Source organism: Gemmatimonadaceae bacterium, from assembly GCA_035606695.1.
Classification (GTDB): Bacteria; Gemmatimonadota; Gemmatimonadetes; order Gemmatimonadales; family Gemmatimonadaceae; genus JAQBQB01.
Genome location: DATNEW010000035.1, coordinates 21984 through 47597, shown reverse-complemented (window position 1 = coordinate 47597; position 25614 = coordinate 21984). Strand labels below are relative to the sequence as shown.

Here is a 25614-nt window from a genome sequence, read left to right as displayed (position 1 = left end):
CTTACCTCTCGATCGTGAAGGAATTACCGAGCTGCCGAGCCGTCGGTGCGAGCGCTTCAATTTCGTCGACGCGCGCGTTCCGTGGGCCCTGGGCGAGCGCTTGATGAAACTCTGACAACGCGGCTTCACTGCCGTCCGCCTCGGCCTCGACCGCGCCGTCGGAGCGGTTCGTCACCCACCCCGCGAGCCCCAGCGACCGCGCCTGCTCGCGCACGAACCAGCGAAATCCAACGCCCTGCACGCGGCCGCGCACGACGACGTGCAATCGCATCAGCCGGCGGGCTTGTCCCAGCCGTGATGGCCGACGAGCGGAACGAAGCGCACGGGCGCCACGTCGTGCAGCTCGATCTGGCCGTCCTTGCGATCGGCCACGACGAGCTTCTGTTCGTCGCGATCGCCGATGGGAATGAGCAGCCGGCCGCCTTCCGCGAGTTGATCGAGCAACGGTTGTGGGATCGACGGCGCGCCGGCGCCGACGAGAATCGCGTCGTACGGGCCATACTCGCGCCATCCAATCGTGCCGTCGCCCAACAGCAGCGACACGTTGCTTACACCCGCACGCTGAATGTTCTCGCGCGCTTGCTGCAGCAACGCGGGAATGCGTTCGATCGAAAAGACCTGCGAGGCGAGGTGCGCGAGCAGCACGGTCTGGTAGCCCGAGCCGGTCCCGATCTCGAGGACGCGCTCCTTGCCCGTGAGCTTGAGCAACTCGAGATAGCGCGCATGCACCCACGGCTGCGAGATCGTTTGGCCATTGCCGATCGGCAGCGGCGCATCCTCGTACGCGCGATGCTTGAGCCCGGTCGGCACGAATGCATGGCGCGGCGTCATCTCGATGGCGCGCAACACGGCGAGATCGCGAATCCCCTTGGATTGCAGCGTCTCGACCAAGCGCTGGCGCGCCCCGCGGAATTCGTTGTCTACAAGTCGCGCCACCACCGCTCCGCTCCTTTGAGCACGTCGAAGTGCGTCAGGTCGAGATGCAACGGCGTGACCGAGATATAGCCTTCCTCGATGGCGCGGAAATCCGAATCGGACTCGCCCGTCCAGGTGATCTCGCCGCCGCCGATCCAATAGATCTGTCGTCCCCACGGGTCCTTCATCGGAGCCACGGACTCAGAGTACACACGCCGGCCCAGGCGCGTCAGACGTACCCCTTTCACGGCGCCGGCGGGAACGGGCGGAAGATTCACGTTGAACAGCGTTTCCGACGGGAAGTTCGGAAGCGACGTCAGATGCGCGAGAAGCGGTGTGAGGACCTTCACCTGTTCCTTGAGCCGGCTCACGTCCGTTCTCAAGTCGCCACCGGCGAACGATACGGCGATCGACGGAACGCCGAGCGCCAGTCCCTCCATCGCGGCCGCGACGGTGCCTGAATACAGCACGTCCTCGCCCATGTTCTGGCCGTGATTGATGCCACTGAGCACGAAGTCCGGCCGCTCGGGCATCAGCGCTTCGATCGCGAGCATCACGCAATCCGTGGGCGTGCCGTCCACCTGCCATTTTCGATCACCACGACGAACCGGGCGCAATGGATGATGCAGCGTCAGCGAATGGCTGGTGGCGCTCTGCTCGCGATCGGGCGCGACCACCGTGACTTCGCCGAGCGGCGCCGCCGCGGCGCACAGGCATTCGATGCCGTGCGCCAGAATGCCGTCGTCGTTCGTGATCAGAAGGCGCATTTAGTCGGCAAGAGTATTCGATCCGAGCGACGCGACGAGATCCCGCAGATCGTTCTCCAGCGATTCCAATGCCTGCACCGTGAGCGCGCCGCGCGCGACGGCTTTCAGGTCGCCGCCCTTGCGATGCTCATCCACTTTCTGCCGCGCGCCTTCGATCGTGTACTTCTCGTCGTACAACAGGTGCTTCACGAGCATGATGAGCTCGACTTCGCGCCGCTGATAGACGCGATTGCCGGAACGATTCTTCGCGGGGCTCAGGAAGCGAAACTGACTCTCCCAGTAGCGCAGGACGTGCGGCTTGAGGCCCGTCAGCTCGCACACTTCCCCGATCGAGAAGAATTCCTGAATCGGGTCGGACGACGAAGGCGTGGGACTCACAGGTCTTGCTCCGAGCGAAGTTCGCGCGCCATCAACTCGGGGACGGCGTCGCGCGCGGAATAGCCGTCGAAGAGAATGCGATGCGCCATCTCGACGATGGGCATATCTACGTCATGCTTCCGGGCCAGCTCGAGCGCACTGCTCGTCGTGAACACGCCCTCGGCCACCGTCTCCTTGCCGGCGAGCGCCTCGTCGAGCGTGGCGCCCTTCCCGATCGCGACGCCAATCGCCCGATTGCGGCTCAGCGCGCCCGTGCACGTGAGCACGAGATCGCCAACGCCAGCGAGCCCGGCGAACGTCGAGGCCCGCGCGCCGAGCGCGACACCAAGACGCGTCATCTCGTGCAGGCCGCGCGTGATCAGCGCCGCGCGCGAATTGAAGCCGAGCCCCACGCCTTCGACGATGCCCGTCGCGACCGCCATGACGTTCTTCAACGCGCCGCCCAATTCGACGCCGGTGACGTCGTCGTTCGTGTAAACGCGGAACGACGCGCTGCTCAACGCGCCTTGAACGGTCAGCGCGGCATCCTCGCGAGTCGACGCCGCAACGACAGCCGTCGGTTGACGCTCCACGACCTCCGCCGCGAAACTCGGGCCCGACACGGCGACGACAGCGCGCCCGGCGATCTCAGACTCGATCACCGACGTCATGAGCGCGAGACTGCCGCGCTCGATCCCCTTCGTCGCGACGGCGAGCACGGCATCGGATCGCACCGCCGACGCCCCGGCGTTCGCGATGCGTCGCAGATGCGGCGACGGCGCGGCGTAAATCACGACTGCGGCATCGCGAAGCACTTCGTGCTGATCGGTCGACGCACGCAGCGTCGTCGCGAGTCTCGCTCCCCTCAGGAAACGATTCTCGTGACACTTGTCGATCGTCTCCGCCACGTCCGGCTCGTATGCCCAGATCATGGTGTCATGGCCGTTGCTCGCGAGCAGATCCGCGAGCGCCGTTCCCCACGCCCCGGCGCCGATGACGGCGCATTTCACCGACTGAACCTCGCCGCGATGACGATCGCGAGGACGATCACAAGGCTGATGGCGAGCGTGGCCGCGGGGCGCTTCGACGGAACCCCCTTCTTGCCGAAACGATGCTCGTCCCCATTCCGCAACCGTACGATGTTCGCACGATGCGTCCAGAACACGAACGCCGCCACGGCAACGCTGATCGCGAACAGCGGTGAGCGCACACCGACGGTGAGCCCGAGCAGAATCGGGAGCATCGCGGCGCTGGTAAGTGAGCCGAGCGAGACGAATCCGCTGGACAGCAGCACCACGGCAAAAATGATCAGCGTCAACAGCGTTTGGATCGGCGCGAGCGCGAGGAACACGCCGGCAGCCGTCGCGACCCCCTTACCGCCCTTTCCAAATTTCAAATAGATCGGCCGCACGTGACCGATGATCGCCGCGACGCCGCAGATGATCGCGAAGATCGTTTCGTTCTGGAACGGCACCTCGCTCGGCGACAACCAGCGCGGGAAGAACAACACCGGCGCCGCACCCTTCGCCATGTCGAACGCGAAGACCGCGAGCCCGATCTTGCTGCCGAGGACGCGAATGACGTTCGTGGCGCCGAGGTTGCCGGAGCCATGTTTCCGCAGGTCGACGCCGTTCGCCGCACCCGCGATGTACGCCGCCGGGATCGACCCCAGCAAGTACGAGGCGACGATCGCGACGACGTAGAGTGGAATCATCCGGCCTTTCGGCGCAGCACGATGCGCAACGGATTGCCGGTGAAGTGCCAGAAGGAGCGGAAGCCGTTGTGCAGATAGCGCACGTAATGCTCCTCGACGAGATCGGGAGCGTTGCCGAACACGGCGATCGTCGGCGGATCCGTCTCGACCTGCGTGGCGTAATTCAACTTGATCTCGCGCCCGGCGGCTTGCGGCGGCTGACGGCGCGCGAGCAGCTCCTGGAGCTTCTCGTTCACCTCGGACGTGGAGATGCGCTTGGCCCGTTCGGCTTCCACCTCGAGGATCACCTCGAGCACGCGATTGACGCGTTGCCCGGTAACCGCCGACGTGAACAGAAACGGAACGAACCTGAGGAACGGTGCCTTTTCGCCCGCCTCTTTCTGGTACTTCGCCGTGGCCTTGTCATCTTTCTCGGCGAGATCCCATTTGTTGACGACCATGATCAACGCGCGGCCTGCTTCCCACGCGAGCGCCGCGATCTTGAGATCCTGATTCTGGATCTCGCCTTCCGTCGCGTCGACCATGAGGATGCAGATGTCGGCGCGCTCGATCGCGCGGCGCGTGCGCAGCGACGAATAGAACTCGATCCCGTCGTCGATCTTGCTCTGCCGGCGCAAACCCGCCGTATCGACGAACACGAACAGCCGACCGTGATACCGCATCGGCGTGTCGATCGAATCGCGCGTCGTCCCCGCGATTTCCGACACGACGAGTCGGTTCTCGCCGAGCAGCCGGTTCACGAACGACGACTTGCCGACGTTCGGCTTGCCGATCACCGCGACGCGCAGCGCATCTTCCTGCTCGGGTGCGCCTTCGGGCAACCGCTTCACCAGCTCGTCGAGCAGATCGCCCGAGCCCTTGCCGTTGATCGCGGATACTGGAAACACTTCGGCGACCCCGAGCGAGTAGAACTCGTAGTAGTCGGCGTCGCGCGGATCGTCGACCTTGTTCGCGACGAGAATCCACGGCTTGCCCGAGTTGCGCAGCAACTCGGCGACGTGCGCATCGCTGGGATGAAGGCCGACGCGCGCATCGACGACGAACAGCATCAAGTCGGCTTCGCCGATCGCTTCGTCCACCTGGCGGCGAATCTCGACGTCCATCGGCGTGTGCGGATCATCCGCCACACCACCGGTGTCGACGAGCCAGTACGCGCGCCCGTTCCAGTCCGTCTGCGAGAAATGGCGGTCGCGCGTCGTGCCGGCTTCCTCGGAGACGATCGCGCTGTCGTCGCCGACGATGCGGTTGAAGAGCGCCGACTTGCCGACGTTGGGACGGCCGATGAGCGCAACGACGGGCAAGCTGCTCACGCGGCTTCTCCCGGTTGTTCCTCGTTGCGGCGCTTCGCACCTTCGCTCGGAATTCCGCCGAGAGAGATAGACTCCTCGAACGATAAGACGTCGATGAAGTCGTACGACGGATAGACGGGCATGCTCATCAGCTCGCGCAGCGCGATGAACGGCTCGTCGTCGAGAAACACGCCGTAGTCGTTGATGCACTCCGCCGGGATGAGCGCCATGTCGAGATCGTGACGATCGGCGAGCGCGCGACGAATGTCGGCGCCGACGAGCAGCCCCGCCGTGGTCGTCGTCGGCCCGAACAGCGAGTTGTCGACCGAGATGAGCTCGAAGCGCGCGCCCGTCGTGCGCGCAAGCTTCTCGAGCAGCTCGGGCATCAGCGGGCGCATCGACGCACCGGTCACGACGCCAATGCGTTTGCCGTCGAGCCGCGGGAGCGACGACAGGCCTTCGTCGACTCGCATGCGCAGCGCGGCGACCGCGCCGACGCCGTTCTCGATCTGCGGAAATTCGCCGTAGAACTCCGCGTCGGGCAGCGGGCGCTCGGCCAGGAGATACAGCTCGTCCGAACCATAGACCCAGGCGTCGCCCCGTTCATCGCGCGCGCGCGCCTGCCAGCGATCCACGACGCGGAGGAGGGTCTCCGACGTATCGCGGTCCATCGACTTGCCGGTGTAGAGATGCGAGAACTGCGTGAGGCCGACCGGCACGATGGCGACGGAAAGACACGCATCGCCGAACGAATACAGGTCCGCGAGCGACTGCTCCAACACGTCGCCGTCGTTCAAGCCGGGCACCACGACCATCTGCCCGTGGAACTGGATACCGCCCTCGGCGAGCCGCGTGAGCTGCTCAACGATGTTCGGCACGCGCGGGTTGTTGAGCAGCACCTTGCGTGCTTCCCATGGCGTCGCGTGCACCGAGATATAGAGCGGCGACAGACGATACTCGAGAATACGCGCGATGTCGCGCTCCTTCACGTTCGAGAGCGTCGCGAAGTTGCCGTAGGCGAACGACAAGCGGTAGTCGTCGTCGCGTACGTAGAGCGGCTTGCGAAGGCCTTTGGGCAGCCCTTCGATGAAGCAGAACTCGCAGCGGTTGGCGCAGCGGCGCACGGTGGGCGGCTCGAGCTCGACGCCCAGTGTTTCGCCTTCCGGCCGCTCGATCTCGTAGACGATCGCTTCGCCGTCCGGCTGCCTGGCCTCGATGACGAGCTCGTCGTCGGCCGTCAGAAACTCCCAGTCGAGGAAGTCGGCGATCTCACGGCCGTTGACCGACAGGATTTCGGTCCCGGGCGCGATCCCCAACTCTTCCGCGATGCTGTCGTTCTGAACGCCCTTTACGCGAACCATTCACCCACCATTGCAATAGGGGAAGATCAGGCGATCGATCTCCCCCCGGAAGTCTGGACCAAAGCTCATGCAATGTAGGAGATCAAAGGGCGGAAATCAAGAAAACTGCGAGACTTGGATGACGTCGCTTTGTGCGGAGCCAAGCGTTGGAACGTCGAGCGAAAACAGTCATCCCGAGCGAGCGAAGCGAGTCGAGGGACCCCCTTCACCACGGAGATCTCCTCCGCCGGGATGGGGGTCCCTCGTCTCGCCGACGCTCGCTCGGGATGACAACCGAGCAACGCGCTTCGCGTTTCAGCTCAGCGGCGCGTACCGGAACGCCACGATTCCCGCCCCGACACCCTCGGTCTTGAACGGCGCCGACCGGTGCGCCTCGATCGGTCCGACGGTCACCGTCTGCGTGTTCACGACGTTCCCTGTCTTGTCGAGAAAATCGATCTTCATCGTGAACGACTTCGCCGCGTCGGTCTGATTCTGGATCGTACCGCCCAGCGTCGTTTTCGCGTCGCCAGCCGTGAACTCGCTGAAGCTCACCCGGGCGGGCAGCTTCGTCTGCATCTCGTTGTACTTGAGCGCCGAATCCACCGCGACCTTGGCCGAATCGCCGTACGCCGTGATGTACTTGTTGACGCGCGCCGACGAGTCGATCGCGGCCTTCACGACCGACGGGACCTTCGACGTATTCGCGCGCTTGCCGAGCGCCTTGGCGGTCGAATCGTACATCTTCTGCTTCATCTGATAGCCCTTTTGCAGGCTCGCGTACGCGATGGCCATCAGCTGATAGTTGTCCGGGTTCGACGGATCCACCGCGATCAGCTCGCGCACCGCCTTGATCCCCGGCGTGTACGCGCTGTCGAGCAGATAGAGACGCGCCACGTTGTACAGCACGTCGCGGTGATATGGGTTCACCGCGCGCGCGGCCTCGAACAGCTTGAGCGCATCCTGATTCTGATTTGCCTTGGCCGCCGTCACCGCCGCCATCATGAGCGAGTTGTAGGAGAACGCGCCCGGGTTCGCGAGCTGATCGGCGTAGCTGGACTTGATCGACTGGGTGTCGCCGCTCAGCATGGCAATGCGCGCCTGACCGCTGCGCGCCGCGTCGGCGTACTTGGTCCCCGGATCCTTCGCCAGCGCATCGAGCGCCGACTTGGCTTCCTGGAGATACATCGCCTTGTTGGCCGCGTCGCTCTCCGCCATGTCCGCCGCATAGGAACCGAGCTGGTACAGCCACTGGCGGCGGTTGTCCGCGAGCGATGTGTCCTTCGCGACGGCGATCGCCTGCTTGTACTCGCTGATCACCTCTTTCGGATCATTCTTCGACTTCGCCACCTCGGCCAGCACGGCGTAGCCGTACGGTGAAGTGTGCGACAGCTGGAGCGCGCGCTTTGCGAAGACGGCGGCCGAGTCGAACTTGCCGGCGTTCGTCGCATTCGCGGCGGCGTTCACGTTGTCGACCCACAATTTCTGCTGGCGCCACGGCGCCGTCTGCGTCGCGCAGTCCGGATTGCTCGCCTCGACGATCGAGAAGGCCGAGTCGATGCCGGTGATGAGGTCATAGGGCGCCGTCGGATTGTCGACGAAGCCGAGCGCGCCGCGCGTCGTGCCGCGCGCCAGCGTGGTATCGACTTGCGAGAAGAACACGAGCGTGCGCCCGAGCTCATAGGCACGGCCGACCTTGTTCTTCGTCAGGTCGCCTTCGTTGATCACCTTGACGGCGTCGCGAAGCTTGGCCGTCGCGTCGGCCGGCTTGGTCGCCATGGACTGCTGCGCGAGCTGAATGTCGAGGACGGCCCGCGTGACCTGCGACGGTACACTTTCATCGATCTCACAAGCCTTCTGCTGCGCGCCGGCCGCGGCCGACAGGCCAGCAAGCAACAGCGCGGGGGCCAGCGTTCTACCCAATACGGGCATCGGTTCTCTCCTGAGGATCTCTGCTCGAATTCAAATCAATTCACGGAGCCGGGGTGTGTGGCTCCGTGAATCCCTACACTAAGCCTTGGAATGGCGTTCCGCCTCTATGGCGGCCAAACGTGAAATATCCTGTAGAGGCCGTCCTGTCGCCAGTGCAACGCGTTGGACGTCCGAGAATTCAGGCTTCGCCCGACGACCGCCGTTCGGCAAGCTGACGACCTTGGCCGCAACGACGTGGCCGAGCACGGTGATCTCGATCACTTCGCGCGGCAGTGCCCGCCGGCGCACCAGACGCTGCCGCACGCCGATGGTGGAGCTCTCGACCAGCAACATGTCCTCGAGGCGCCGCGCGTCCGCGGGGACACACAACACTTCCACGCGCGTGCCCGGGCGCCCGCGCTTCATGGTCGCCGCGAGCAGCGTCACGTCGAGCGCACCGGCCTCGCGTACGCGATCGGCCACGGCCGCGAGATACTCGGGACTCATGTCGTCGATGTCGCAGGCCAGCTCGATCAAATCCTGCGCGCCGGAATCAGAATGTGAATCCGCATTCACATTTTCGTTCGCGACGATGATCCGGAGCGCATTCGCCCGACCGACGAAGTCCTTCGTGCCCGCGCCGAACCCGCTGCACAGCGGCGTGTACTCGCGGGGCGGCGGTCCGGACGAGAGCACGCGAACGAGCGCGGCGCCGGTCGGCGTCACGAGCTCGCCCGAGCTCTCCGGGCCAGGCCGCACTGGATGCCCCTCGAGCAGCTTCAGCGTCGCCGGAGCGGGCACGGGCAGCAGTCCATGCGCCGCGCGCACCGTCCCGTCGCCGAGCGCGATCGGCCCGCAGTACACGCGCTCGATGCCGAGCTTCTCGAGTCCCCAGATCGTGCCGACCACGTCGAGGATGGCGTCGACCGCGCCGACCTCGTGGAGATGCACTTCCTCGGGCGGCATGCCGTGGATCTCACCTTCGGCCGCGGCGATCGCGACGAACGTGCGGTCGGCCAGCTCGCGCACGCGCTCCGGCGCGCCGCTCTTCGCGACGAGCGCCTTGATCTCCGTGATGTGCCGCCCGTGCGGCTGCGGCGGAATTTCGAAGTCCACCTTCTGACACACGATCTCGCCGCGGATGACTTCGCGAATCTCGACGCCGATGTTGTCGAGCCCGAGCGTCGCGGGCAATGCGCGCAGCCAGTCGGGATCGAGCCCGACATGAATGAGCGCGCCGAGCGCCATGTCGCCGGCGATGCCGCTGAACGGGTCGAGGATGGCGATTTTCGTCATCCCGAGCGAAGCGAGGGATCTAGCATCACGATAGAGAGTCCGAACACACGGTCAGGACAAAAGATTCCTCGGTCGCTACGCTTCCTCGGAATGACGATTGTTGAATGTTAAAATCGATACGACGCCCCCGACCCCGTATTGAACACCAGCACCTCGGCATCGCGCGGGATGCGGCCGGCCTTCACCAGCTCTTCCGTCACCGCGAGCGCACAGCCGCCCTCGGGCGCCGCGTCGACACCGCTCATGCGCGACAATCGCGATGTGCCGGCGCGAATCGCCTCTTCGCTCACCGCGTGCGCGTCGCCCTTGCTCTCATACAACGCGCGAAGAATCAAGCGATCGCCGAGTGGACCCGGCACACGCAGCCCGCTCGCATGCGTCGTCGGATTTTCCCACGGCGTCGCGTGATCCGCCTTCGCCTGAAACGCGCGCACCATCGGCGCGCATCCTTCGGCCTGCGCGACGACCATGTGCGGCATCGCTACGTCCTTCGGCAACCAGCCCGCGTCGCGCAGCTCGGCGAACACCTTCCACATGCCGATCAGTCCCGTGCCGCCGCCCGTCGGATAGATGATGTGCGTCGGCAGCGTCCACCCCAACTGCTCGGCCAGCTCGATACCCATCGTCTTTTTCCCTTCGATGCGATATGGCTCACGCAGCGTCGAGACGTCGAAGTAGCCACTCTCCCCGGAGAACGCGCGCGCCTGCTTCCCTGCGTCACCGATGTGTCCGGGCACGAGCTGCAGGTCGGCGCCGAGGGCGCGAATGGTGTCGAGAATCGGCTTGGGTGTCGTCTCGGGCGCGTACACGCGCACGGGAATCCCGGCCGCGGCGCCGTACGCCGTGAGCGCGGCACCGGCATTGCCCGCGGTCGGCACGACGAGACCGGGCACGTTCAATCCGCGCGCGCGCGTGACGGCGGCGCTCATGCCGCGCGCCTTGAACGACGCCGTCGGATTCAGCCCTTCGTCTTTCACCCACAGACGCGCGACGCCGATCTCCTTCGCGAGCTTCGGCAGCTCGTGCATCGGCGTGAGCCCTTCGCCGAGCGAGACGGGCGACTCCCCATCCTTGAGCGGCATCACGGGCGCGTAGCGCCACATGTCCCAACGCGGCGTCACGGTGCCGGGCTTGGGCCAGGGTGAATCGTAGCGAACGAGAAACGGCTGCCCGCATTTCGGACACACCGTGGCGCGCGCGTCACCCGACTCGCGGGTGTCGCACGCCGAACATTCAAGATGCCAGAGGCTCACGTAGACTCGGAGGGTTCGGTGGAATGGTCTGCGCTCGGAATCGTCGCGACCGTGATATCGGTTGTCTCGGTTGCCGCCGACGTGGAAGATGATACCGCGGGGCCCGTGGGTGAAGTTGCGCGCAGGCCTTCGATCACCTTGTCGGCGGTTTTTCGCCCGAATCCCGGCAGCGCGGCGATCTGCTCGACGGACGCGTCGCGCACGCCTTGCAAGCTGCCGAACGCCTCGAGCAACTGGCGGCGTTTCGATTCGCCGACGCCGGGAATGCGCAGCAGCTCGGACGTCACGGTGCGCATCGTGCGCCGCTTGCGCTGGAAAGTGATCGCGAAGCGATGCGCTTCGTCGCGCGCCTGCTGCAGCACGCGAAGCGCCGGCGATCGCCGCGACAGTCGCAGCGACTCGGCGCGCCCGATCATGAAGATCTCTTCCTCGCGTTTGGCGAGGCTGATCAGCGGCATCTCGGCGAGGCCGAGCGTCGACAGGGCCGCGTGCGCGGCGTTGAGCTGGCCTTTCCCGCCGTCGATGACGGTGAGATCGGGCAGCGGCTTCTGCTCTTCCATGCGCCTCGTGAAGTAGCGCGTGACGACTTCGTTCATCGATGCAAAGTCGTCGATGCCTTCGACCGACTTCACCTTGAACTTGCGATACTCCGCGCGATACGGGCGACCGTTCTGAAACCACACGCACGATGCGACGGTGTCGGTCCCCTGGGCGTGCGAGATGTCGAAACACACGAGCGACCGCGGCACCTTCTGAAGCCCGAGTTGCCGTTGCAGCTCGTACACGGGATCGCCCGCGCGCTCGTCGGCCTCTTCACCGGTCAGGCGCAGCTCCTCGAGCAAATGCCGCGCGTTCTGCGTCGCAAGATCGATGAGCTCGCGCTTCGGGCCGCGCTGCGGAACGTGGATCTTCGTGCGCTCGAGCGATACCTCGACCAGTTCGCGCTCGTCGGGCTCGAAGGGCACGAACACCTCGGCTGACCGATCCTCGAGCGGACGGTAGCTGCCGGCGAGGTATGCCTCGAGAATGGCACCGTCGGACTCGTCCTCGACGTTCGCGAGGAACTGATGCTCGCGCGCCAAGAGCTTGCCGCCGCGAATGCGCATGAGCGCGATCGCCGCGTCGTCGCCGTCGCGTGCGTACCCGATGACGTCGCGGTCGCCGCCTTCGATGCTCATCACGGCGAGCGGCTCTTCCATGCGCTCGAGATGATTCAGCGCGTCGCGCAACTCGCCCGCGCGCTCGAAGTCCAGCGAGTCGGCCGCGAGCTGCATGCGCTGGCGAATGCGGCGCGCGACTTCGGCGGTTCGTCCGTCGAGAAACGTCAGCACCTCGTCGATCATCGCGCGATACTCCAGCTGCGTCTGCGCGAGGATGCACGGCGCCTTGCACCGCTTGATGTAGTAGTCGAGACACGGACGCTCGGGCATTTGCTTCGGCATGTCGAAGTTGCACGAGCGCACGGTGAAGATGCGCTTCACCACGTTCAACGCGCGCCGCATGGCGCCGACGTCGGTGTACGGGCCGAAGTAGCGGCTGCCGTCGTCCTGCAGGTGCCGAGTGACCCAGACGCGTGGAAACGGCTCGGCGACGGTGACTTTGATGTACGGATACGACTTGTCGTCGCGCAGCGCGATGTTGTATTTCGGCTTGTATTCCTTGATCAGGTTCGCTTCGAGGATGAGCGCGTGCGCTTCGCTCGGCACCACGATCGTCTCGAGCGCGGCGGCCGCCTGCATGAGTGCGTACGTCTTGACGCTGTCGGCGATGTCAGCGGAGACGTAGTTCCGAACGCGCGAGCGCAACCGCTTCGCCTTGCCTACGTACAGGACGGTACCGTCCGCATCGCGCCAGAGATACACGCCGGGCGATTCGGGGAGATGCGGGATTTTCTCGAGAATGGAATCGGGAACGGACAACCGCTGCATAGTCCCGAATTATACCCCGCGCGTCGAGGGGACGTTGCGTCGAATCAGCGCTTGAGGCGGCGAACGAGTGCGTGCGCTTCAGGCACGCGAAGTCCAAGGCAAACGACGCCGTAGACGATCGCGAACAAGCCCAGATCGAGCACTACGGCGACGATGTGTCGCGTCGACGAGAGTGCCAGCTTGAGACCGTAGGTCGCGGCACCGGCAACGACGGCGCTCGTCCACAACTTCGTCATCAGCGCGGCCGGTGCGCCCGTGACACCGATGCGCCGATTCATGCTCCGGCGAAGCAACGCGAACTCCACCCAGCCCGCGATGCCGAATGAAACGGTCAAGCCCGCGCCGCCCCAGTGCGGGTCGAAATGCAGCCAGAGGGGCAGCTTGATCGCGAACGCGTAGCCGAGGATGGAGGTGAGGATCACGCGAACGACGGCGAAATTGAGCGGCGTCCGCGTATCGTGCAGCGCGTAATACGTCGACGAGTAGAGGCGGCCCATCGTGCCCGCGAGCAGACCGAATGCAGAGCCCGCGAGAATGCTCCACGCATAGCGCGAATCCTGAGATGTGAATTCGCCGCGCTGAAAGAGTGCGGCAACCATCAGATCGCCCGCGACGACCATGGCCATCGCGGACGGAACGACAAAGAAGGCCACCTGCCGCAGTCCGGCGTTGACACGCTCGCGAAGCTGGCGGTTCCGCTCCTCCTCCGCGCCCATCACGCTCGACAGCTCCGGCAGCTCGGCCGCCGAGATCGCCATGCCGAACATGCTGACAGGCACATACGAGATGGTGGTCGCGTATGAGAGCAGCGACACCAACCCGTTCGGCATGAACGACGCGATCGCGATGTCGATGAAGTTGCTGAGCTGCACGACACCGCGGCTCACGAAGACCGGCGCGAAGTTGCGCATGATCTGGCGCACGCGCTCGCGCTTGGTGTCGAACCGAATGCGCAAGCGCGGCACCAGCCGGATGACGTGCGGGAGTTGCACGAGAAACTGAAGGGCCGCGCCAACGAGCGACGCCCACGCCGTGATGCGCGCCAGCTCGGGGAGAGGCTCCTTGCCGCCGTACCACCACAGCGCGGCGATGATCGCGAGGTTCCACGCAATGCCGGCGGAATACGACAGCAAGAACTTGCGGTGACTGTTCAGAACGCCCAGCGCCCACGCCGCGAGCACGAACGCGCCGCTCGCCGGGAAAAGGATGCGCACGAACGTGATCGTGAGCTCGCGCTTCTCGCCCTTGAATCCGCCGGCCAGGATTGGCAGCAATTGCGGCGTAAACAGCACGCCCAGCGTCACGAGCACCGCGACGAGCAGCGTGAGGATCGCGAACACGGCGCCGGCGACACGCCCGGCTTCTTCCTCATTACCCTCGGCGAGGAGACGCGAATACACCGGGATGAACGCGGCTGACATCGCGCCGTCGCCGAACAAGTTCTGCAACATGCCGGGAATGCGGATGGCGGCATTGAAGGCGTCCGCGACCATGCTGGCGCCGAGGTACTTCGCCAGGAAAGAATTGCGGACGATGCCGAACAGCTTCGTCGCCATGATGCCGACGGCAACGAAGAATGCTCCGGAGCTCGATCGCTTGATTGGCTTCTGGACTGGCGTTGGTTCGTCGGCTGCCGGTATCGGCTCGTCGCTCATCGTCAAACGCGCGCGGGTGTCTGCGCGGCCGACGAGGGCAGCGCGTTGGGCGACACCAGCGCGTTCGCGTGCTTGCTTGCTTCCGCGAGCATCGCGTCGATCAGGCTCGAGCCATATCGCGCAAGGAACGGCGCGTACGCGAGCTTCCGCTCCTGCCGCGCGCCGTGCGGAAACAATGCGCCGCGCACGAACGCGAGCGAACGCATGAGCTCCGTTTCGCGATGTTTGACGCCGGCGACGAACCGCCGCTCGAGACGGTCGAGCCGATGGTCGAACGTGCGGCGCACACCGTCGATCGTCGTATCGGGCACGAGCCTGTCCGCGCTCTGCGAAAGCGCGGACAGCCGCGCCTCGAGCTCAGCGCGCAGCAACGTGAGTGCATCCGCCGCCCGCTGCGGCATGCGTGCGCGGGCGAGGCGAGTTTCCGCGGCGTGCGGGTCCTGCAAGGATTCGATCGTCACGCCGAGCGCATCAAGCACGTGTTGGACCCGCGGCTCGACGATCGTGGCCGACCATCGCGGAACGACGAGCGGCTTGGCGAGCTGAAGCGCTTCGGCGACAGCGCTTACCTGCGCGAAGTAGGCGATCTCTCCCGGCCCGCCGATGTACGCCGCCGTGGGAAGAATCGCGCGTTCCAGAACCGGCCGCATGAGCACCGTGCTCGAGAGCCAGCGGTCGCTCGACGCCGTGAAGCGCGCCGCTTCGCCGATCGGCAGGCGGCGCTTGGTGCCCTGCTCATTCACAAACACGAGCGAGAGCCCCCCCACCTCTTCGACCTGCGGATCGTATCCCGCCGTGCGCAACTCGGCACTCCGCGCAGCGACGGCCTCGGCGACGTCGGCACTGCGTGCCGCCGCCTGCGCGAGCACCTCGGCCGACGCAGCGCCGACGCTCGGGTGCGATACGTCGAGCACCGCGATGCCGAGCGGCTCGAGTGCGGCGCGCAGCACCTTCACGTATGCATCGCCGACCGTTGCGCCTTCGACGTATTCACGATCGACCCGTTCGACGTATGCCGCGTGCGGCGCGGATCCGCACGCGGCGTGGAAGCTTTCGAGCAGCGCGCGAACGTCGCGGCCGATCGGCACGCGGGCCATCGGCACGCCGCCGGGGCTCGTGCTCTCGAGGACGAGCTCGTGCGCGCCGTCCGCGAGGGCGACCGACACGCGCGCCGCCTCGTCGAAGTCGGCGTCGTCGGTGGCCGCCCAGAAGACCGGTGCCACGGGAACGCCCAGCTGCCGCTCGAGCGCGTCGGCGAGGGCGCGCGCCGTAAGGGCTTTGTTGAACGTCATGAGCGGCCCGCCGAAGAGGCCGGGTTGCTGTCCCGTCGTGACGACGAGTCCTTTGCCGCCCGCGCTTCGCGCGAGGCGCTCGGCCGCGGCGCCCTGCGCCGAGAACGCGGCTGCGAGGCGCTGATGCCAATTCGCAGGAGTCGAGGATATTATAGAACTATAATGATCATTCCATGATGCCGCATTCGTCGGTATCTGCGGATACCAACGCGGCAACTGTCCCGCCTGCGCCGCGCGCGACAATGGCGATCCGCCGAGGGCTTCCGTTCGAACGACCGGTCCGGCGCTCATGGCGCGTTCCGCCCAGCGCCCAACGCCCAGCGCCCAGCGTCTACTTGTGATACGGCTCTCCGCGCACGATCGTCCCCGCGCGATACAACTGCTCCGCCAAGACCAGCCGCGCCAGCTCGTGCGGCAGCGTCCATGGCGCCAGGGCAAGCGTCGCGGCGGCGCGCTCGCGGACCGCCTTGCCCAACCCGAACGCCCCGCCGATCACGATCGCAACATCGCGTGCGCGCTCCCGTAGCTGCTGGAGCCACGCGCTGAATTCCTCCGAGCTCATTGCCTTGCCCGACAGCTCGCATGCGACGACGTGCGCCCCCGTTGGGATGACCGCGAGCAGGCGTTCCGCCTCCCGCTCGCGAACGAGGTCCGCGGATCCGGAACGTGCCGGCTCCTCACGGACCTCGGAAATATGCAGGGGCCAGTAACGCCCCGCCCGCCCTTCATACTCGCGTATCGCTCCGGCCAGGCTGGCGTCGCGCGGCTTGCCGACGACGGCTACGATGAACTGCACTGGGCGTTGGGCGTTGGGCGATGGGCGATGGGCGTGAACCGGCGCGTGCCGTCCAGCGCCCAGCGCCCAGCGCGCTACGCATAGATGCCGCGCAGGCGATGCACCGTTGCCACGCGGCTGATCGACACCATGTACGCCGCCGTGCGCATGTTCACCTTGTGCTGCGTCGACAACTTGAGCACGTCGCCGAAGCTCCGGCGCATGATCTCGGTCAGGCGGTCGTTCACCGACTCTTCCGTCCAGAAATAGCCGCCGCGATCCTGCACCCACTCGAAGTAGGACACGGTCACGCCGCCGGCATTCGCGAGAATGTCGGGAATCACGAAAACGCCTTTCTCGTCGAGTATCGAATCGGCGCCGGCCGTGGTCGGACCGTTCGCGCCCTCGCAGATGATTTTCGCGCGAATCTTTCCCGCGTTCTTGCTGGTGATGACGTTCTCCAACGCGGCGGGCACCAGCACGTCGACGTCGAGCACCAGCAGATCTTCGTTCGTGATCTGCTCGCCGCCCGTGAAGCCTTCGAGCGAGCGATGCTGGCGCACGTGAGTGATCGCGCCGGCGATGTCGACGCCATTCTTGTTGTAGTAGCCGCCCGTGCGATCGCTGATCGCCACGACCTTGCAGCCTTCTTTCTGCAGCAGATCGGCCGCCACCGAGCCGACGTTGCCGAAGCCCTGCACCGCCACGGTCGTGCCCTGCACCTGCATCCCCAGGTGCTTGAGCGCTTCTTTCGTCACGATCATGCAGCCGCGACCCGTCGCTTCACGGCGGCCGAGCGAGCCGCCCATCTCGATGGGCTTGCCGGTGACGACCGCGGTGACCGTGTGGCCGACGCGCATGGAGTACGTGTCCATCACCCACGCCATCACGCGCTCGTTCGTGTTCACGTCGGGCGCCGGCACGTCGGAGTCGGGACCAAGGGTGTGGAAGATCCCGGCCGTGTACCGGCGGGTGAGTCGTTCGAGCTCGCCGGCGCTCATCTTGAGCGGATCGCACACGACGCCGCCCTTGGCGCCGCCGAACGGCAAGTTCACGACGGCGCACTTCCACGTCATCCAGGCGGCGAGCGCCTTCACTTCCTCGAGCGATACGTTCAGATCGAAGCGAATGCCGCCCTTGGCCGGACCGCGCGACGTGTTGTACAGCACGCGATGGCCGGTGAACACTTCGACTTCACCGTTGTCCATCATCACCGGAATGGAGATGGTGATCTGCTTCTCGGGATTACGAAGCACCTTGTACAGACCGGGCTCGAGGTCCAGCAGCTCGGCGGCGCGGTCGAACCGCGACATCATCGCTTCGAACGGATTCTCTTCGTCCAGAAACGTGTCTTTGTCAGGTCGTACGATTCTATCCGTGGGGAGTCTGAGATCGGTGGCCATGGGATAAGAAGCAGGCCGGCGTCAGCCGGCGTTTGGAGACGTCATCGAGCGTGTGCGGACGAGATCGTCGAGGACCCGCTCGATTCCCCCAACGCCGCGCTCCACCATCACCCGCTGAGAAACATAGTACAACGGCGGCGCAAGGCGAGGCCAACCGTGACGAAGCTTCACCGCGTCCTTGAGCGTGCACACGACCAAGTCGTCGGCGTTCGAGCCACTGGCGAATCCCTCGATCTCCGCCTGGCTGAACGTGTGATGATCCGGAAAGACTCGCGCATGCACGGTAGCGCCGAGTGCTTCGAGCTGGCGAACAAACGCGGCGGGATCGCCGATCGAGACGATCGCGCGCACGACGCGACCCCGCAGCACGTCGAGCGACAGCGCCTCGTGCGAACCCGTCGCGCCAACGAGCTCGCCCGGCGCCAGGACCACGGACACGCGCGGCACACTCGGCGCGACCGCGGCCACGCGTTGATGCACCTCTTCGACGACCGCGTCCGGTGCCGCCTTTCGCGTCACGATCACCAGCGTCGCGCGGCGCACCGCACGGAGCGGCTCCCGCCACGGACCCGCCGGCAGCATGCGAAGGACCGGCGTCCACTGGTCGGCACTGATCACCACGATGTCGGCCACGCGTTGCGCCCGGCGGTGTTGAAAGGCGTCGTCGAGCACGGCGATGTCGGCACCGCGGCGCGCGGCGTCCTCGATCGCCGCGACGCGATCGGCCCCGATGACGACGGGAACCGACGGGTTTAGAGTTTCATGAACGAGCGGCTCGTCGTCACCGTAGCCGCGCAGCACGATGGCCGGCTTCGCGCCGCGCGCCACCAACCCCTCGGCAATCCACGCGGCGACGGGTGTCTTCCCCGTTCCCCCCACCGTCAAATTGCCGACACTGATGGCGGGAATCGCGGTGTCATGCGACGCGAGCCAGCCCGCGTCGTAGAGCACGTCGCGCGCGCCGACGATGCCGCCGAACACGCGCTCGAACGGCGTGAGCACGAAGCGCGCGACACCGGCAACCGCGTCCGTGCCATACCAGATGTCGCGCGCGATGGCGCCGGCGTCACGCACGAGCCACCTCCTCGAGCGCCAGCATGCGCGCTCGCACTTCGTCGACGCGCGCGTCCAGCTCGCGCTCGCTCGACGACTCGATGTGCACCGGATCGCCGTACGCGACCGTCACGCACGCGAACGGCTTGGGAATCATGAAACGATCCCAGCTCTTGAGCCGCCACGCCTGATCCGCGTGCACGACGACAGGAACGATCGGTGCGGCACCGCGCTGCGCGACGACGACCGCGCCGGGCGCGAAGGATTTCGCGGGCCCGCGCGGCCCGTCGGGCGTGATGGCCAGATCGTGCCCTGCCTCGAGCTCGCGGACGAGGCCGAGCAGCGCGCGCGCCGCGCCGCGCGAGGTCGATCCGCGCACGGTGCGATAGCCGTGGCTCGTCGCGACGCGCGCGATCAACTCACCGTCGCCATGCTCGCTGATCAATACCGACACGCCTTGATCGCGGTGATAGTACAAGAGCGGCAACATCTCGCCGTGCCAGATCGAGAACACAATGGGCTGCTTCGCCGCGCGCAACCGGCGCACTACCTCGTCATTTCTCGCCGTGAAGCGCCACGTCCATCCGAGCGTGCGCACGAGCCACACACCGGCTGACGCCAGTCGCGAAACGCGACGGTCGCGCGCGCCGTCCGACGAATCAGCCGGCACGTTTCGCGGGCCGGTTGGCCATCTCGACGATCATCGTGGCGACACGCGAGGCCGCGCCGGGCTCGCCGAGCGAAGCGCGAACCTTCGCGAGGCCGTCGACCATCGCGCGACGCTCGGGCGTCGTGTGATCGAGCAGCGGGGCGAGCGCGTCGGCGACGGCCGCCGTCTGCAACTCGTCCTGCACGAACTCCGGCACCAACCGGCGTTCGGCGATCAAATTCACTAAACCAATATTAGCAACCTTTACAAACCATTTCGCGATGGCGTAGTTGACCGGGTTCATGCGGTACGCTACCACGAGCGGACAGCCGGCCACCGCCGCCTCGAGCGTCGTCGTGCCGCTCTTGCAGAACGCGGCGTCCGCGGCGCGCAACACGGTGAACGAGGCGGAGCGGATCATCGGATACGGGCAGCGCGCGGTGTCGATCGTGACGTGCGGCGCAACGGCGACGACGACCTCGAGACCGGACGTCCGCCGTTCGAGCTCGCGCGCGACGGCGACAAAGTCGTCGAGATGCTGCTCGATTTCCTGCGTACGGCTGCCGGGAAACAGCGCGAGCACGACGTCGTCCTCGGCAAGGCCCAGTGTCTGCCGCGCTGTCGCGCGATCGGGCAGCGAGCCGGCGCGATCGATCAACGGGTGGCCGACGAACGTCGCATCGATCCCGTGCTTGCGGAGCAGCGGCTCCTCGAACGGCAGGATGACGGCGGCGCGCGTGATCGTGCGCGCCAACGTGTCGAGGCGCCCTGCCCGCCACGCCCAGACCTGCGGCGTGATGTAGTACAACACGGGCACACCGGCCTCCTTCGCCGCCGACGCCACGAACATGTTGAAGTCGGGATAATCGACGAGCACCACGGCCGCGACGTTGCCGCCGCGCAAACGCTCCTTGATGCGTTGCAGCAGCGACCAGTGTCGTGGAATGGTCTCGAGCACTTCGACGAAGCCCATCACCGCGAGCTTGCCCGCGTGCTCGATCAGCGTCACACCGGCGGCGCGCATCTGGTCGCCGCCGACGCCGGTCAGCGCGAGCGGAACACCGCGCGCCGCGAGCTCGCGGGCGACGCCGGCGGCGTGCGAGTCGCCGGAGGCTTCTCCGGCGACGAACAGGATCTCACGCACGGACCGCGGCCTGGGCCGCCGCAGCGGCCGCGGCGACGGCGCCCGACAACTCTGGCAGCGAGCGCTTGATCTCGTCGACGATCGTGAGCGCCACCGCGAGCGCCTGGCGACCGTCGTCGCCCGTCACGGCGATGGGTCCCTCGCCGGCCGCCGCCTTGATGAACGCCTCGAGCTCGAGACGCAGCGGCTCGCCTTCCGGCGCTTCGAGGCTCACTCGCTCGAGAAATGCCTCGAGCGGCTGCGCGCCCTGCGCATCGCGCACGAGCGCGGCGAAGTCGACGTCGTCGCGCAGGCGATAGAGCTCGCCCGTGCCGGCGGCGAGATCGAGCGACATGTACTCGCGCTCCTGGAAGATACGAAGCTTGCGCATGCGGTCGCGCGACACGCGGCTCGCCGTGATGTTCGCCACCGCGCCCGTCTCGAACGCGATGCGCGCGTTCGCGATGTCCACCGACGGCGTCAGCACCGGGACGCCGACCGCCGAGACCGAGCTCACGCCGCCGCCGACGAAGGTGCGCACGAGATCGATGTCGTGAATCATCAAGTCGAGCACCACGGCCACGTCGGAGCCGCGCGGATTGAACGGGGCCAGACGCTCGCTCACGATGAAGCGCGGCGCCTTCAAGTGCGGCTCCGCCGCGCGCACGGCACGATTGAATCGCTCGACGTGACCGGTCTGCACCACCGCGCCCGTGCGGCGCGCGATCGCCAGCAAGCCGTCGGCTTCGTCGAGCGTCGTGGCGATGGGCTTCTCGATCAACACGTGCAATCCGCGCTCGAGCGCCGGCGCCGCCACCGTGTAGTGAAACGGTGTCGGTACCACCACGCTCACCGCGTCGACGCGATCGAGCAGCGCATCCAGCGACTCGAATGACTGCACGCCCAGCTCGGAGCTCACCTGCGCGGCACGCTCGGGCTTCGCGTCGTGGAAGCCGACGAGCTGCGCGCCCGGCACGTCGCGCAGAATGCGCGTGTGATGGTAGCCCAGCGCGCCCGCGCCGATCACTCCGACTCTCACGACCTTGGCACCTGCGTTCCCTGCCATCACATCACCGATCCACGGTTGCTGCGCTCGAAGAACGCCAGGAATTCCTGTACTTCCGGAAAGTCGCGAAGCTCGTTCAGCGCGCGCTCGCGCGCCTGCGACAAATTGAGCTCCGATTTGAAGAACAGCTTGTACGCGCGCTTGAGCTCTTTCCGAACATCCTCGGGAAAGCCGTTGCGCTCCAGGCCGACGCTGTTCAAGCCGTACAGCTTGATCGGATTGCCCACCGCTTTGACGTAAGGCGGAACGTCCTTGGCGACGCGCGAGCAGCCGCCGATGAAGCAATAGCGGCCGATCGTCGCGAACTGATGCACCGCCACGAGTCCGCTCAGGATCGCGCGCTCGTCGATCGTCACGTGCCCGGCGAGCTGCGTGCCGTTCGAGATGATCACGCCGTCACCGATGTGGCAGTCGTGCGCCAGATGCACGTACGACATCAGGAAGCAGTTGCTGCCGACGGTCGTCTTGAACGACTGCGTGGTTCCCCGGTTGATCGTTGAGTATTCTCGAATCGTCGTGCCGTCGCCGATCTCGACGACGGTGTGCTCGCCCTTGTACTTGAGATCCTGTGGATCGCCGCCGAGCACCGTTCCGGTGCCGACCTTCACGCCGGCGCCCAGCGTCACGTTGCGCTCGAGCGTCGCCCGGGCGGCGACGACCGAGCCGTCGCCGACCACGCAATTCTCGCCGACGATCGCGAACGCCCCGATCTCGACGTCGGCGCCGATCTGCGCGCTCGAGTCGATGAGGGCGGTGGGATGAATCTTCGACGTCATCGAGATTGTTCCCCGCCGCGGCGCGTCGCTTCGCTCGCACCTTCGCTCGGAATTCCGCTGAGATAGCTCATTTATCTCTCACGACAGCGCCCATCTCCGCCTCGGCCACCACCTTCCCGTCCACCTTCGCGACGCCGGACATCTTGCACATCATGCCGCGCACCTGCAGCAGCTCGAGCTCGAAGCGCAGCTGATCGCCCGGCTTCACCGGCTGCCGCCACTTTACGTTGTTCAAGGACGTGAAATACACGACCTTGCTTTCGGGATCGGGCACGGCGCCCATCAACAGCATGCCGCCGACCTGCGCCATCGCCTCGATGATCAGCACGCCGGGCATGATCGGATGCCCCGGAAAATGACCCTGAAAGAACGGCTCGTTGATCGTCACGTTCTTGAGCCCCACGATCCGCTTGCCGGCCTCGATCTCGAGGATGCGGTCCACGAGCAGGAACGGATACCGGTGCGGCAGCACCTTCATGATCTCTTCTATCTCGAGCACGTTCGTCTCCTTCGCGATTGCCTCTTTCATCGCCTGCACCAATTTGACGTTCCCGCGGTGACTTGGCCGCACCGCGTTGATGCGCGCCCGCATGCGCGCGCCGGCCAGCGCAAAATCGCCGATGCAGTCGAGCGCCTTGTGGCGCACGAACTCGTCCGGCCAGCGCAAGTCGCCGCTCACGCCGCCGTCGTCCTCGAGGACGATCGTGTTGTCGAGCGACGTCCCGCGCGCCAAACCCTGCTCCAAGAGCGGCGCCAACCACTTTCGAAACCCGAATGTCCGCGCCGGCGCCAACTCGGCGGCGAACGACTCTTCCGTCACGCGATAGCATCCGCGCTGCAGCCCGATGGCCGGATGATCGAACTCGATGGCGACGCTGACCTCGAAGTTGGGCGCGGGCAGCGCCTCGTACGTCGCGCCGTCGTAGTTGATCGACACCGGCCGCGTGAGCGTGAAGTATTTCACGTCGCCCGGCTGCTCGGCGAATCCGGCGCGTTGGAGCGCGTCGACGAACGCGGCGGCGCTGCCGTCCATGATCGGCGGCTCGACCGCGTCGAGCTCGATCTCGAGATCGTCGATGCCGCAGGCGAACACCGCCGCGAGCACGTGCTCCGGCGTGTGAATCGACACCGGATCGGCGCCGAGCTGGGTGCGCGCGGCCACGGGGACGGCGACGTCGACGAGCGCCGGGATGACGGGCTGCCCCGGCAAGTCGATGCGCCGAAATACCACGCCGGTCCCGCTGGCGGCGGGACGAAAGGACAACCGGCACGACGCGCCGTAGTGCACTCCGATTCCCTCGAGTGTCACCGGGCGCGCGATAGTGCGACGATTCATTCGGATGAAGGCTTCTTGTCTGTCTGGTCGAGCAATCGCTCTATGCGGCGGAGAAGGCTGGGGAGCTTGAAGAGCGCGGCCTGGGCCCGCAACGCCTCTTTGTGAGGTCGCGCGGGGTATCCGGACCACGTTTCACCGGCCGGAATATCGCCAAACACGCCCGCCTGCGCAGCGAGTCGCGCCCCTTTCCCCACCGTGTGGTGGCCGGAGACGCCGACCTGTCCCAGGAGCATGGCGCCGTCTTCCACCCGGACGGAGCCCGCGATGCCCACCTGCGCCATGATCAGGCACGCCCGGCCGATCCGTACGTTGTGCGCGATCTGCACGAGGTTGTCGACCTTCGTCCCCGCGCCGACCACGGTGTCGTCGATCGAGCCGCGGTCGATCGTCGTGTTCGCGCCGATCTCCACGTCGTCCTCGATCAGGCAACGGCCGACATGAGGAATCTTTAAATGCCGCACGCCCGTGCCGTCGTCGCGCTGGACGTAGCCGAAGCCGTCGGACCCGATCCGCGCGCCGGCGTGGATCGTCACTCGGTCGCCGATTCGCGACCCCGAATACACCGTGACCGCGGGATAGAGCTGGCACTGCGCTCCGATCTCGACGTCGGCGCCGATGACGCAATGCGCGCCGATCGACGTTCCTTCACCCAACCGCACACCCTCGCCGACGATCGCGTATGGGCCGATCGCCGCACCGGTTCCGATGCGCGCGCCGTCGCCGATGATCGCCGTCGCGTGGACGCCCGCCGCGACGCGCGGGGCCCGATGGAACCGAGGCAGCAGCGACAGGAGCGCCTCCTGCGGCTTCTCGACAACGATGCGCGCGGCGACGCTGCCAGGCGCCTCTGCGAGCTCCGGCGACACCAGGACCACGTCGGCCTTCGTCTCGGCGAATAAGGCCGCGTACTTCGGCGCGCCGAGAAAGCTGAGATCGCCCGGGCCGGCGCGATCGAGTGGGGCGATTCGATACACGCGGGTGTCGCCCTCGCCGGCCAGGCGCCCGCGAACGAGATCCGCAATAGCGAGAGCGGTGAGGACGAAGTCGCCCTCACCGCCACTGGTGTGCCCGGAAGAACTGGAGTTCACTGCGTCGGCGGCTTCTTCGGCGTCACGCCCGCGGGCGCGGGCGCCGCACCCGGCTTCGCGGTGGTCGGCAGCGCCGGACGCGAGGTCGCGCGCAGGCGCGACACGACGGCATCGGTGATGTCGAGGTTCTTGTCCGCGGCGATGATCGGCGTCTGCCCCGGGGTGTGGTCGAGGATCATGGCGTAGCCGCCCTCGACGCGCAGGTCCTCGATGACCTTGCGCACGACGTCCTGAATCGGCGCCATGATTTCGTTCGTCCGCGCCTGAAACTGCTGCTGGAATTGAAGGTTCTTGCCCTCGAGCTCCGTGTTCAGCGCGGTCATTTCATCTTGTGCCTTCTTCTTCGCCGCGGCGCTCATGGTCACCTCGCTCTTCTGAAACTTCTGTGCGAGACCGTTGAGCGAGTCCTGCATCTTCTGCAGCTGCGCCTGGAAGGTGTTGCCTTCCCGCGTCAGGATTGCGGTGGCGGAATCGCGGCCAGGCGCGGCTTCCATGATCGCGGCCGTGTTGACGTACGCGATCTTCAACGAGCCGCTCGACGCGGCCTGGGCATGCACGGCGCCCGCCATGAGGGAAAGAACGAGCGCGGTCGCAGCCGCGCGGAACGTGGAACGCATTGACACTCCGA

24 protein-coding genes are annotated in these 25614 nt (G+C 66.2%); all 24 read right to left on the bottom strand.

All coding sequences use genetic code 11. The annotated features are described in order from the left end of the window. Nucleotide 1: 1 nt before the first annotated feature. Entirely contained in the window at nucleotides 2-271 is a 270-nt protein-coding gene (locus VN706_19120; protein ID HXT17757.1) for an acylphosphatase, read from the bottom strand. Further along, nucleotides 271-936 (bottom strand): protein-L-isoaspartate(D-aspartate) O-methyltransferase, encoded by a 666-nt coding sequence (locus tag VN706_19115; protein HXT17756.1) that lies wholly within the window; start codon nucleotides 934-936, stop codon nucleotides 271-273. Before VN706_19115 ends, VN706_19120 begins: the two co-directional genes overlap by 1 nt. Continuing rightward, complete coding sequence (gene surE, locus VN706_19110; protein HXT17755.1) at nucleotides 921-1682, bottom strand: 5'/3'-nucleotidase SurE; 762 nt, start codon at nucleotides 1680-1682, stop codon at nucleotides 921-923. Before surE ends, VN706_19115 begins: the two co-directional genes overlap by 16 nt. Beyond that, the gene (locus VN706_19105; protein ID HXT17754.1) at nucleotides 1683-2060 is read right to left on the bottom strand and encodes a MerR family transcriptional regulator; all 378 of its coding nucleotides are present in this window, start codon (nucleotides 2058-2060) and stop codon (nucleotides 1683-1685) included. Then, nucleotides 2057-3049: an NAD(P)H-dependent glycerol-3-phosphate dehydrogenase gene (locus tag VN706_19100; protein HXT17753.1), complete on the bottom strand. Its 993-nt coding sequence runs from the start codon at nucleotides 3047-3049 to the stop codon at nucleotides 2057-2059. The genes VN706_19105 and VN706_19100 overlap by 4 nt, the downstream gene beginning before the upstream one ends. After that, nucleotides 3046-3753 (bottom strand): glycerol-3-phosphate 1-O-acyltransferase PlsY, encoded by a 708-nt coding sequence (gene plsY, locus VN706_19095; GenBank protein ID HXT17752.1) that lies wholly within the window; start codon nucleotides 3751-3753, stop codon nucleotides 3046-3048. Before plsY ends, VN706_19100 begins: the two co-directional genes overlap by 4 nt. Then, on the bottom strand, nucleotides 3750-5063 hold the full coding sequence (der, locus tag VN706_19090; protein ID HXT17751.1) for a ribosome biogenesis GTPase Der: 1314 nt from the start codon (nucleotides 5061-5063) through the stop codon (nucleotides 3750-3752). The genes plsY and der overlap by 4 nt, the downstream gene beginning before the upstream one ends. Next, nucleotides 5060-6403, bottom strand: coding sequence for a DUF512 domain-containing protein (locus VN706_19085; protein HXT17750.1), 1344 nt, complete (start codon nucleotides 6401-6403; stop codon nucleotides 5060-5062). The genes der and VN706_19085 overlap by 4 nt, the downstream gene beginning before the upstream one ends. 294 nt (nucleotides 6404-6697) lie before the next feature. Then, nucleotides 6698-8314 (bottom strand): hypothetical protein, encoded by a 1617-nt coding sequence (locus tag VN706_19080; GenBank protein ID HXT17749.1) that lies wholly within the window; start codon nucleotides 8312-8314, stop codon nucleotides 6698-6700. A gap of 78 nt (nucleotides 8315-8392) precedes the next feature. Next, on the bottom strand, nucleotides 8393-9589 hold the full coding sequence (gene larC / locus VN706_19075; GenBank protein ID HXT17748.1) for a nickel pincer cofactor biosynthesis protein LarC: 1197 nt from the start codon (nucleotides 9587-9589) through the stop codon (nucleotides 8393-8395). Nucleotides 9590-9696: 107 nt separating this feature from the next. Then, complete coding sequence (locus tag VN706_19070; GenBank protein HXT17747.1) at nucleotides 9697-10842, bottom strand: threonine synthase; 1146 nt, start codon at nucleotides 10840-10842, stop codon at nucleotides 9697-9699. Beyond that, on the bottom strand, nucleotides 10839-12770 hold the full coding sequence (gene uvrC / locus VN706_19065; GenBank protein HXT17746.1) for an excinuclease ABC subunit UvrC: 1932 nt from the start codon (nucleotides 12768-12770) through the stop codon (nucleotides 10839-10841). Before uvrC ends, VN706_19070 begins: the two co-directional genes overlap by 4 nt. 44 nt (nucleotides 12771-12814) lie before the next feature. After that, a complete protein-coding gene (gene murJ, locus VN706_19060) occupies nucleotides 12815-14425 on the bottom strand; it encodes a murein biosynthesis integral membrane protein MurJ (GenBank protein HXT17745.1) in 1611 nt (536 codons plus the stop codon). Between the two features lie 2 nt (nucleotides 14426-14427). Beyond that, nucleotides 14428-16008, bottom strand: a complete 1581-nt coding sequence (gene bshC, locus VN706_19055) for a bacillithiol biosynthesis BshC (GenBank protein HXT17744.1) — start codon at nucleotides 16006-16008, stop codon at nucleotides 14428-14430. Between the two features lie 40 nt (nucleotides 16009-16048). Beyond that, nucleotides 16049-16513, bottom strand: a complete 465-nt coding sequence (locus VN706_19050) for a 23S rRNA (pseudouridine(1915)-N(3))-methyltransferase RlmH (GenBank protein HXT17743.1) — start codon at nucleotides 16511-16513, stop codon at nucleotides 16049-16051. Nucleotides 16514-16587: 74 nt separating this feature from the next. Further along, nucleotides 16588-17895 carry a Glu/Leu/Phe/Val dehydrogenase gene (locus tag VN706_19045; GenBank protein ID HXT17742.1) on the bottom strand — a complete coding sequence of 436 codons (1308 nt, stop codon included), beginning with the start codon at nucleotides 17893-17895 and terminating at the stop codon, nucleotides 16588-16590. Nucleotides 17896-17916: 21 nt separating this feature from the next. After that, nucleotides 17917-18969, bottom strand: coding sequence for a tetraacyldisaccharide 4'-kinase (locus VN706_19040; protein ID HXT17741.1), 1053 nt, complete (start codon nucleotides 18967-18969; stop codon nucleotides 17917-17919). Further along, nucleotides 18962-19618: a lysophospholipid acyltransferase family protein gene (locus VN706_19035; protein HXT17740.1), complete on the bottom strand. Its 657-nt coding sequence runs from the start codon at nucleotides 19616-19618 to the stop codon at nucleotides 18962-18964. Before VN706_19035 ends, VN706_19040 begins: the two co-directional genes overlap by 8 nt. After that, the gene (gene lpxB / locus VN706_19030; protein HXT17739.1) at nucleotides 19608-20741 is read right to left on the bottom strand and encodes a lipid-A-disaccharide synthase; all 1134 of its coding nucleotides are present in this window, start codon (nucleotides 20739-20741) and stop codon (nucleotides 19608-19610) included. Before lpxB ends, VN706_19035 begins: the two co-directional genes overlap by 11 nt. After that, nucleotides 20734-21786, bottom strand: a complete 1053-nt coding sequence (locus VN706_19025; protein HXT17738.1) for a Gfo/Idh/MocA family oxidoreductase — start codon at nucleotides 21784-21786, stop codon at nucleotides 20734-20736. The genes lpxB and VN706_19025 overlap by 8 nt, the downstream gene beginning before the upstream one ends. Continuing rightward, entirely contained in the window at nucleotides 21786-22562 is a 777-nt protein-coding gene (gene lpxA / locus VN706_19020) for an acyl-ACP--UDP-N-acetylglucosamine O-acyltransferase (GenBank protein ID HXT17737.1), read from the bottom strand. The genes VN706_19025 and lpxA overlap by 1 nt, the downstream gene beginning before the upstream one ends. A gap of 67 nt (nucleotides 22563-22629) precedes the next feature. Beyond that, nucleotides 22630-23898: a UDP-3-O-acyl-N-acetylglucosamine deacetylase gene (gene lpxC, locus VN706_19015; protein HXT17736.1), complete on the bottom strand. Its 1269-nt coding sequence runs from the start codon at nucleotides 23896-23898 to the stop codon at nucleotides 22630-22632. Beyond that, entirely contained in the window at nucleotides 23895-24986 is a 1092-nt protein-coding gene (gene lpxD, locus VN706_19010) for a UDP-3-O-(3-hydroxymyristoyl)glucosamine N-acyltransferase (GenBank protein HXT17735.1), read from the bottom strand. The genes lpxC and lpxD overlap by 4 nt, the downstream gene beginning before the upstream one ends. Beyond that, nucleotides 24983-25603, bottom strand: coding sequence for an OmpH family outer membrane protein (locus VN706_19005; protein HXT17734.1), 621 nt, complete (start codon nucleotides 25601-25603; stop codon nucleotides 24983-24985). Before VN706_19005 ends, lpxD begins: the two co-directional genes overlap by 4 nt. Between the last annotated feature and the right edge of the window lie 11 nt (nucleotides 25604-25614).

Bases quoted from the DNA above. Each gene is read 5' to 3' on its own strand.
- VN706_19120 (HXT17757.1), bottom strand. From the start codon at position 271: ATGCGATTGCACGTCGTCGTGCGCGGCCGCGTGCAGGGCGTTGGATTT.
- surE (HXT17755.1), bottom strand. From the start codon at position 1,682: ATGCGCCTTCTGATCACGAACGACGACGGCATTCTGGCGCACGGCATC.
- plsY (HXT17752.1), bottom strand. From the start codon at position 3,753: ATGATTCCACTCTACGTCGTCGCGATCGTCGCCTCGTACTTGCTGGGG.
- VN706_19085 (HXT17750.1), bottom strand. From the start codon at position 6,403: ATGGTTCGCGTAAAGGGCGTTCAGAACGACAGCATCGCGGAAGAGTTG.
- VN706_19080 (HXT17749.1), bottom strand. From the start codon at position 8,314: ATGCCCGTATTGGGTAGAACGCTGGCCCCCGCGCTGTTGCTTGCTGGC.
- larC (HXT17748.1), bottom strand. From the start codon at position 9,589: ATGACGAAAATCGCCATCCTCGACCCGTTCAGCGGCATCGCCGGCGAC.
- uvrC (HXT17746.1), bottom strand. From the start codon at position 12,770: ATGCAGCGGTTGTCCGTTCCCGATTCCATTCTCGAGAAAATCCCGCAT.
- murJ (HXT17745.1), bottom strand. From the start codon at position 14,425: ATGAGCGACGAGCCGATACCGGCAGCCGACGAACCAACGCCAGTCCAG.
- bshC (HXT17744.1), bottom strand. From the start codon at position 16,008: ATGAGCGCCGGACCGGTCGTTCGAACGGAAGCCCTCGGCGGATCGCCA.
- VN706_19045 (HXT17742.1), bottom strand. From the start codon at position 17,895: ATGGCCACCGATCTCAGACTCCCCACGGATAGAATCGTACGACCTGAC.
- VN706_19025 (HXT17738.1), bottom strand. From the start codon at position 21,786: ATGGCAGGGAACGCAGGTGCCAAGGTCGTGAGAGTCGGAGTGATCGGC.
- lpxA (HXT17737.1), bottom strand. From the start codon at position 22,562: ATGACGTCGAAGATTCATCCCACCGCCCTCATCGACTCGAGCGCGCAG.
- lpxC (HXT17736.1), bottom strand. From the start codon at position 23,898: ATGAATCGTCGCACTATCGCGCGCCCGGTGACACTCGAGGGAATCGGA.
- VN706_19005 (HXT17734.1), bottom strand. From the start codon at position 25,603: ATGCGTTCCACGTTCCGCGCGGCTGCGACCGCGCTCGTTCTTTCCCTC.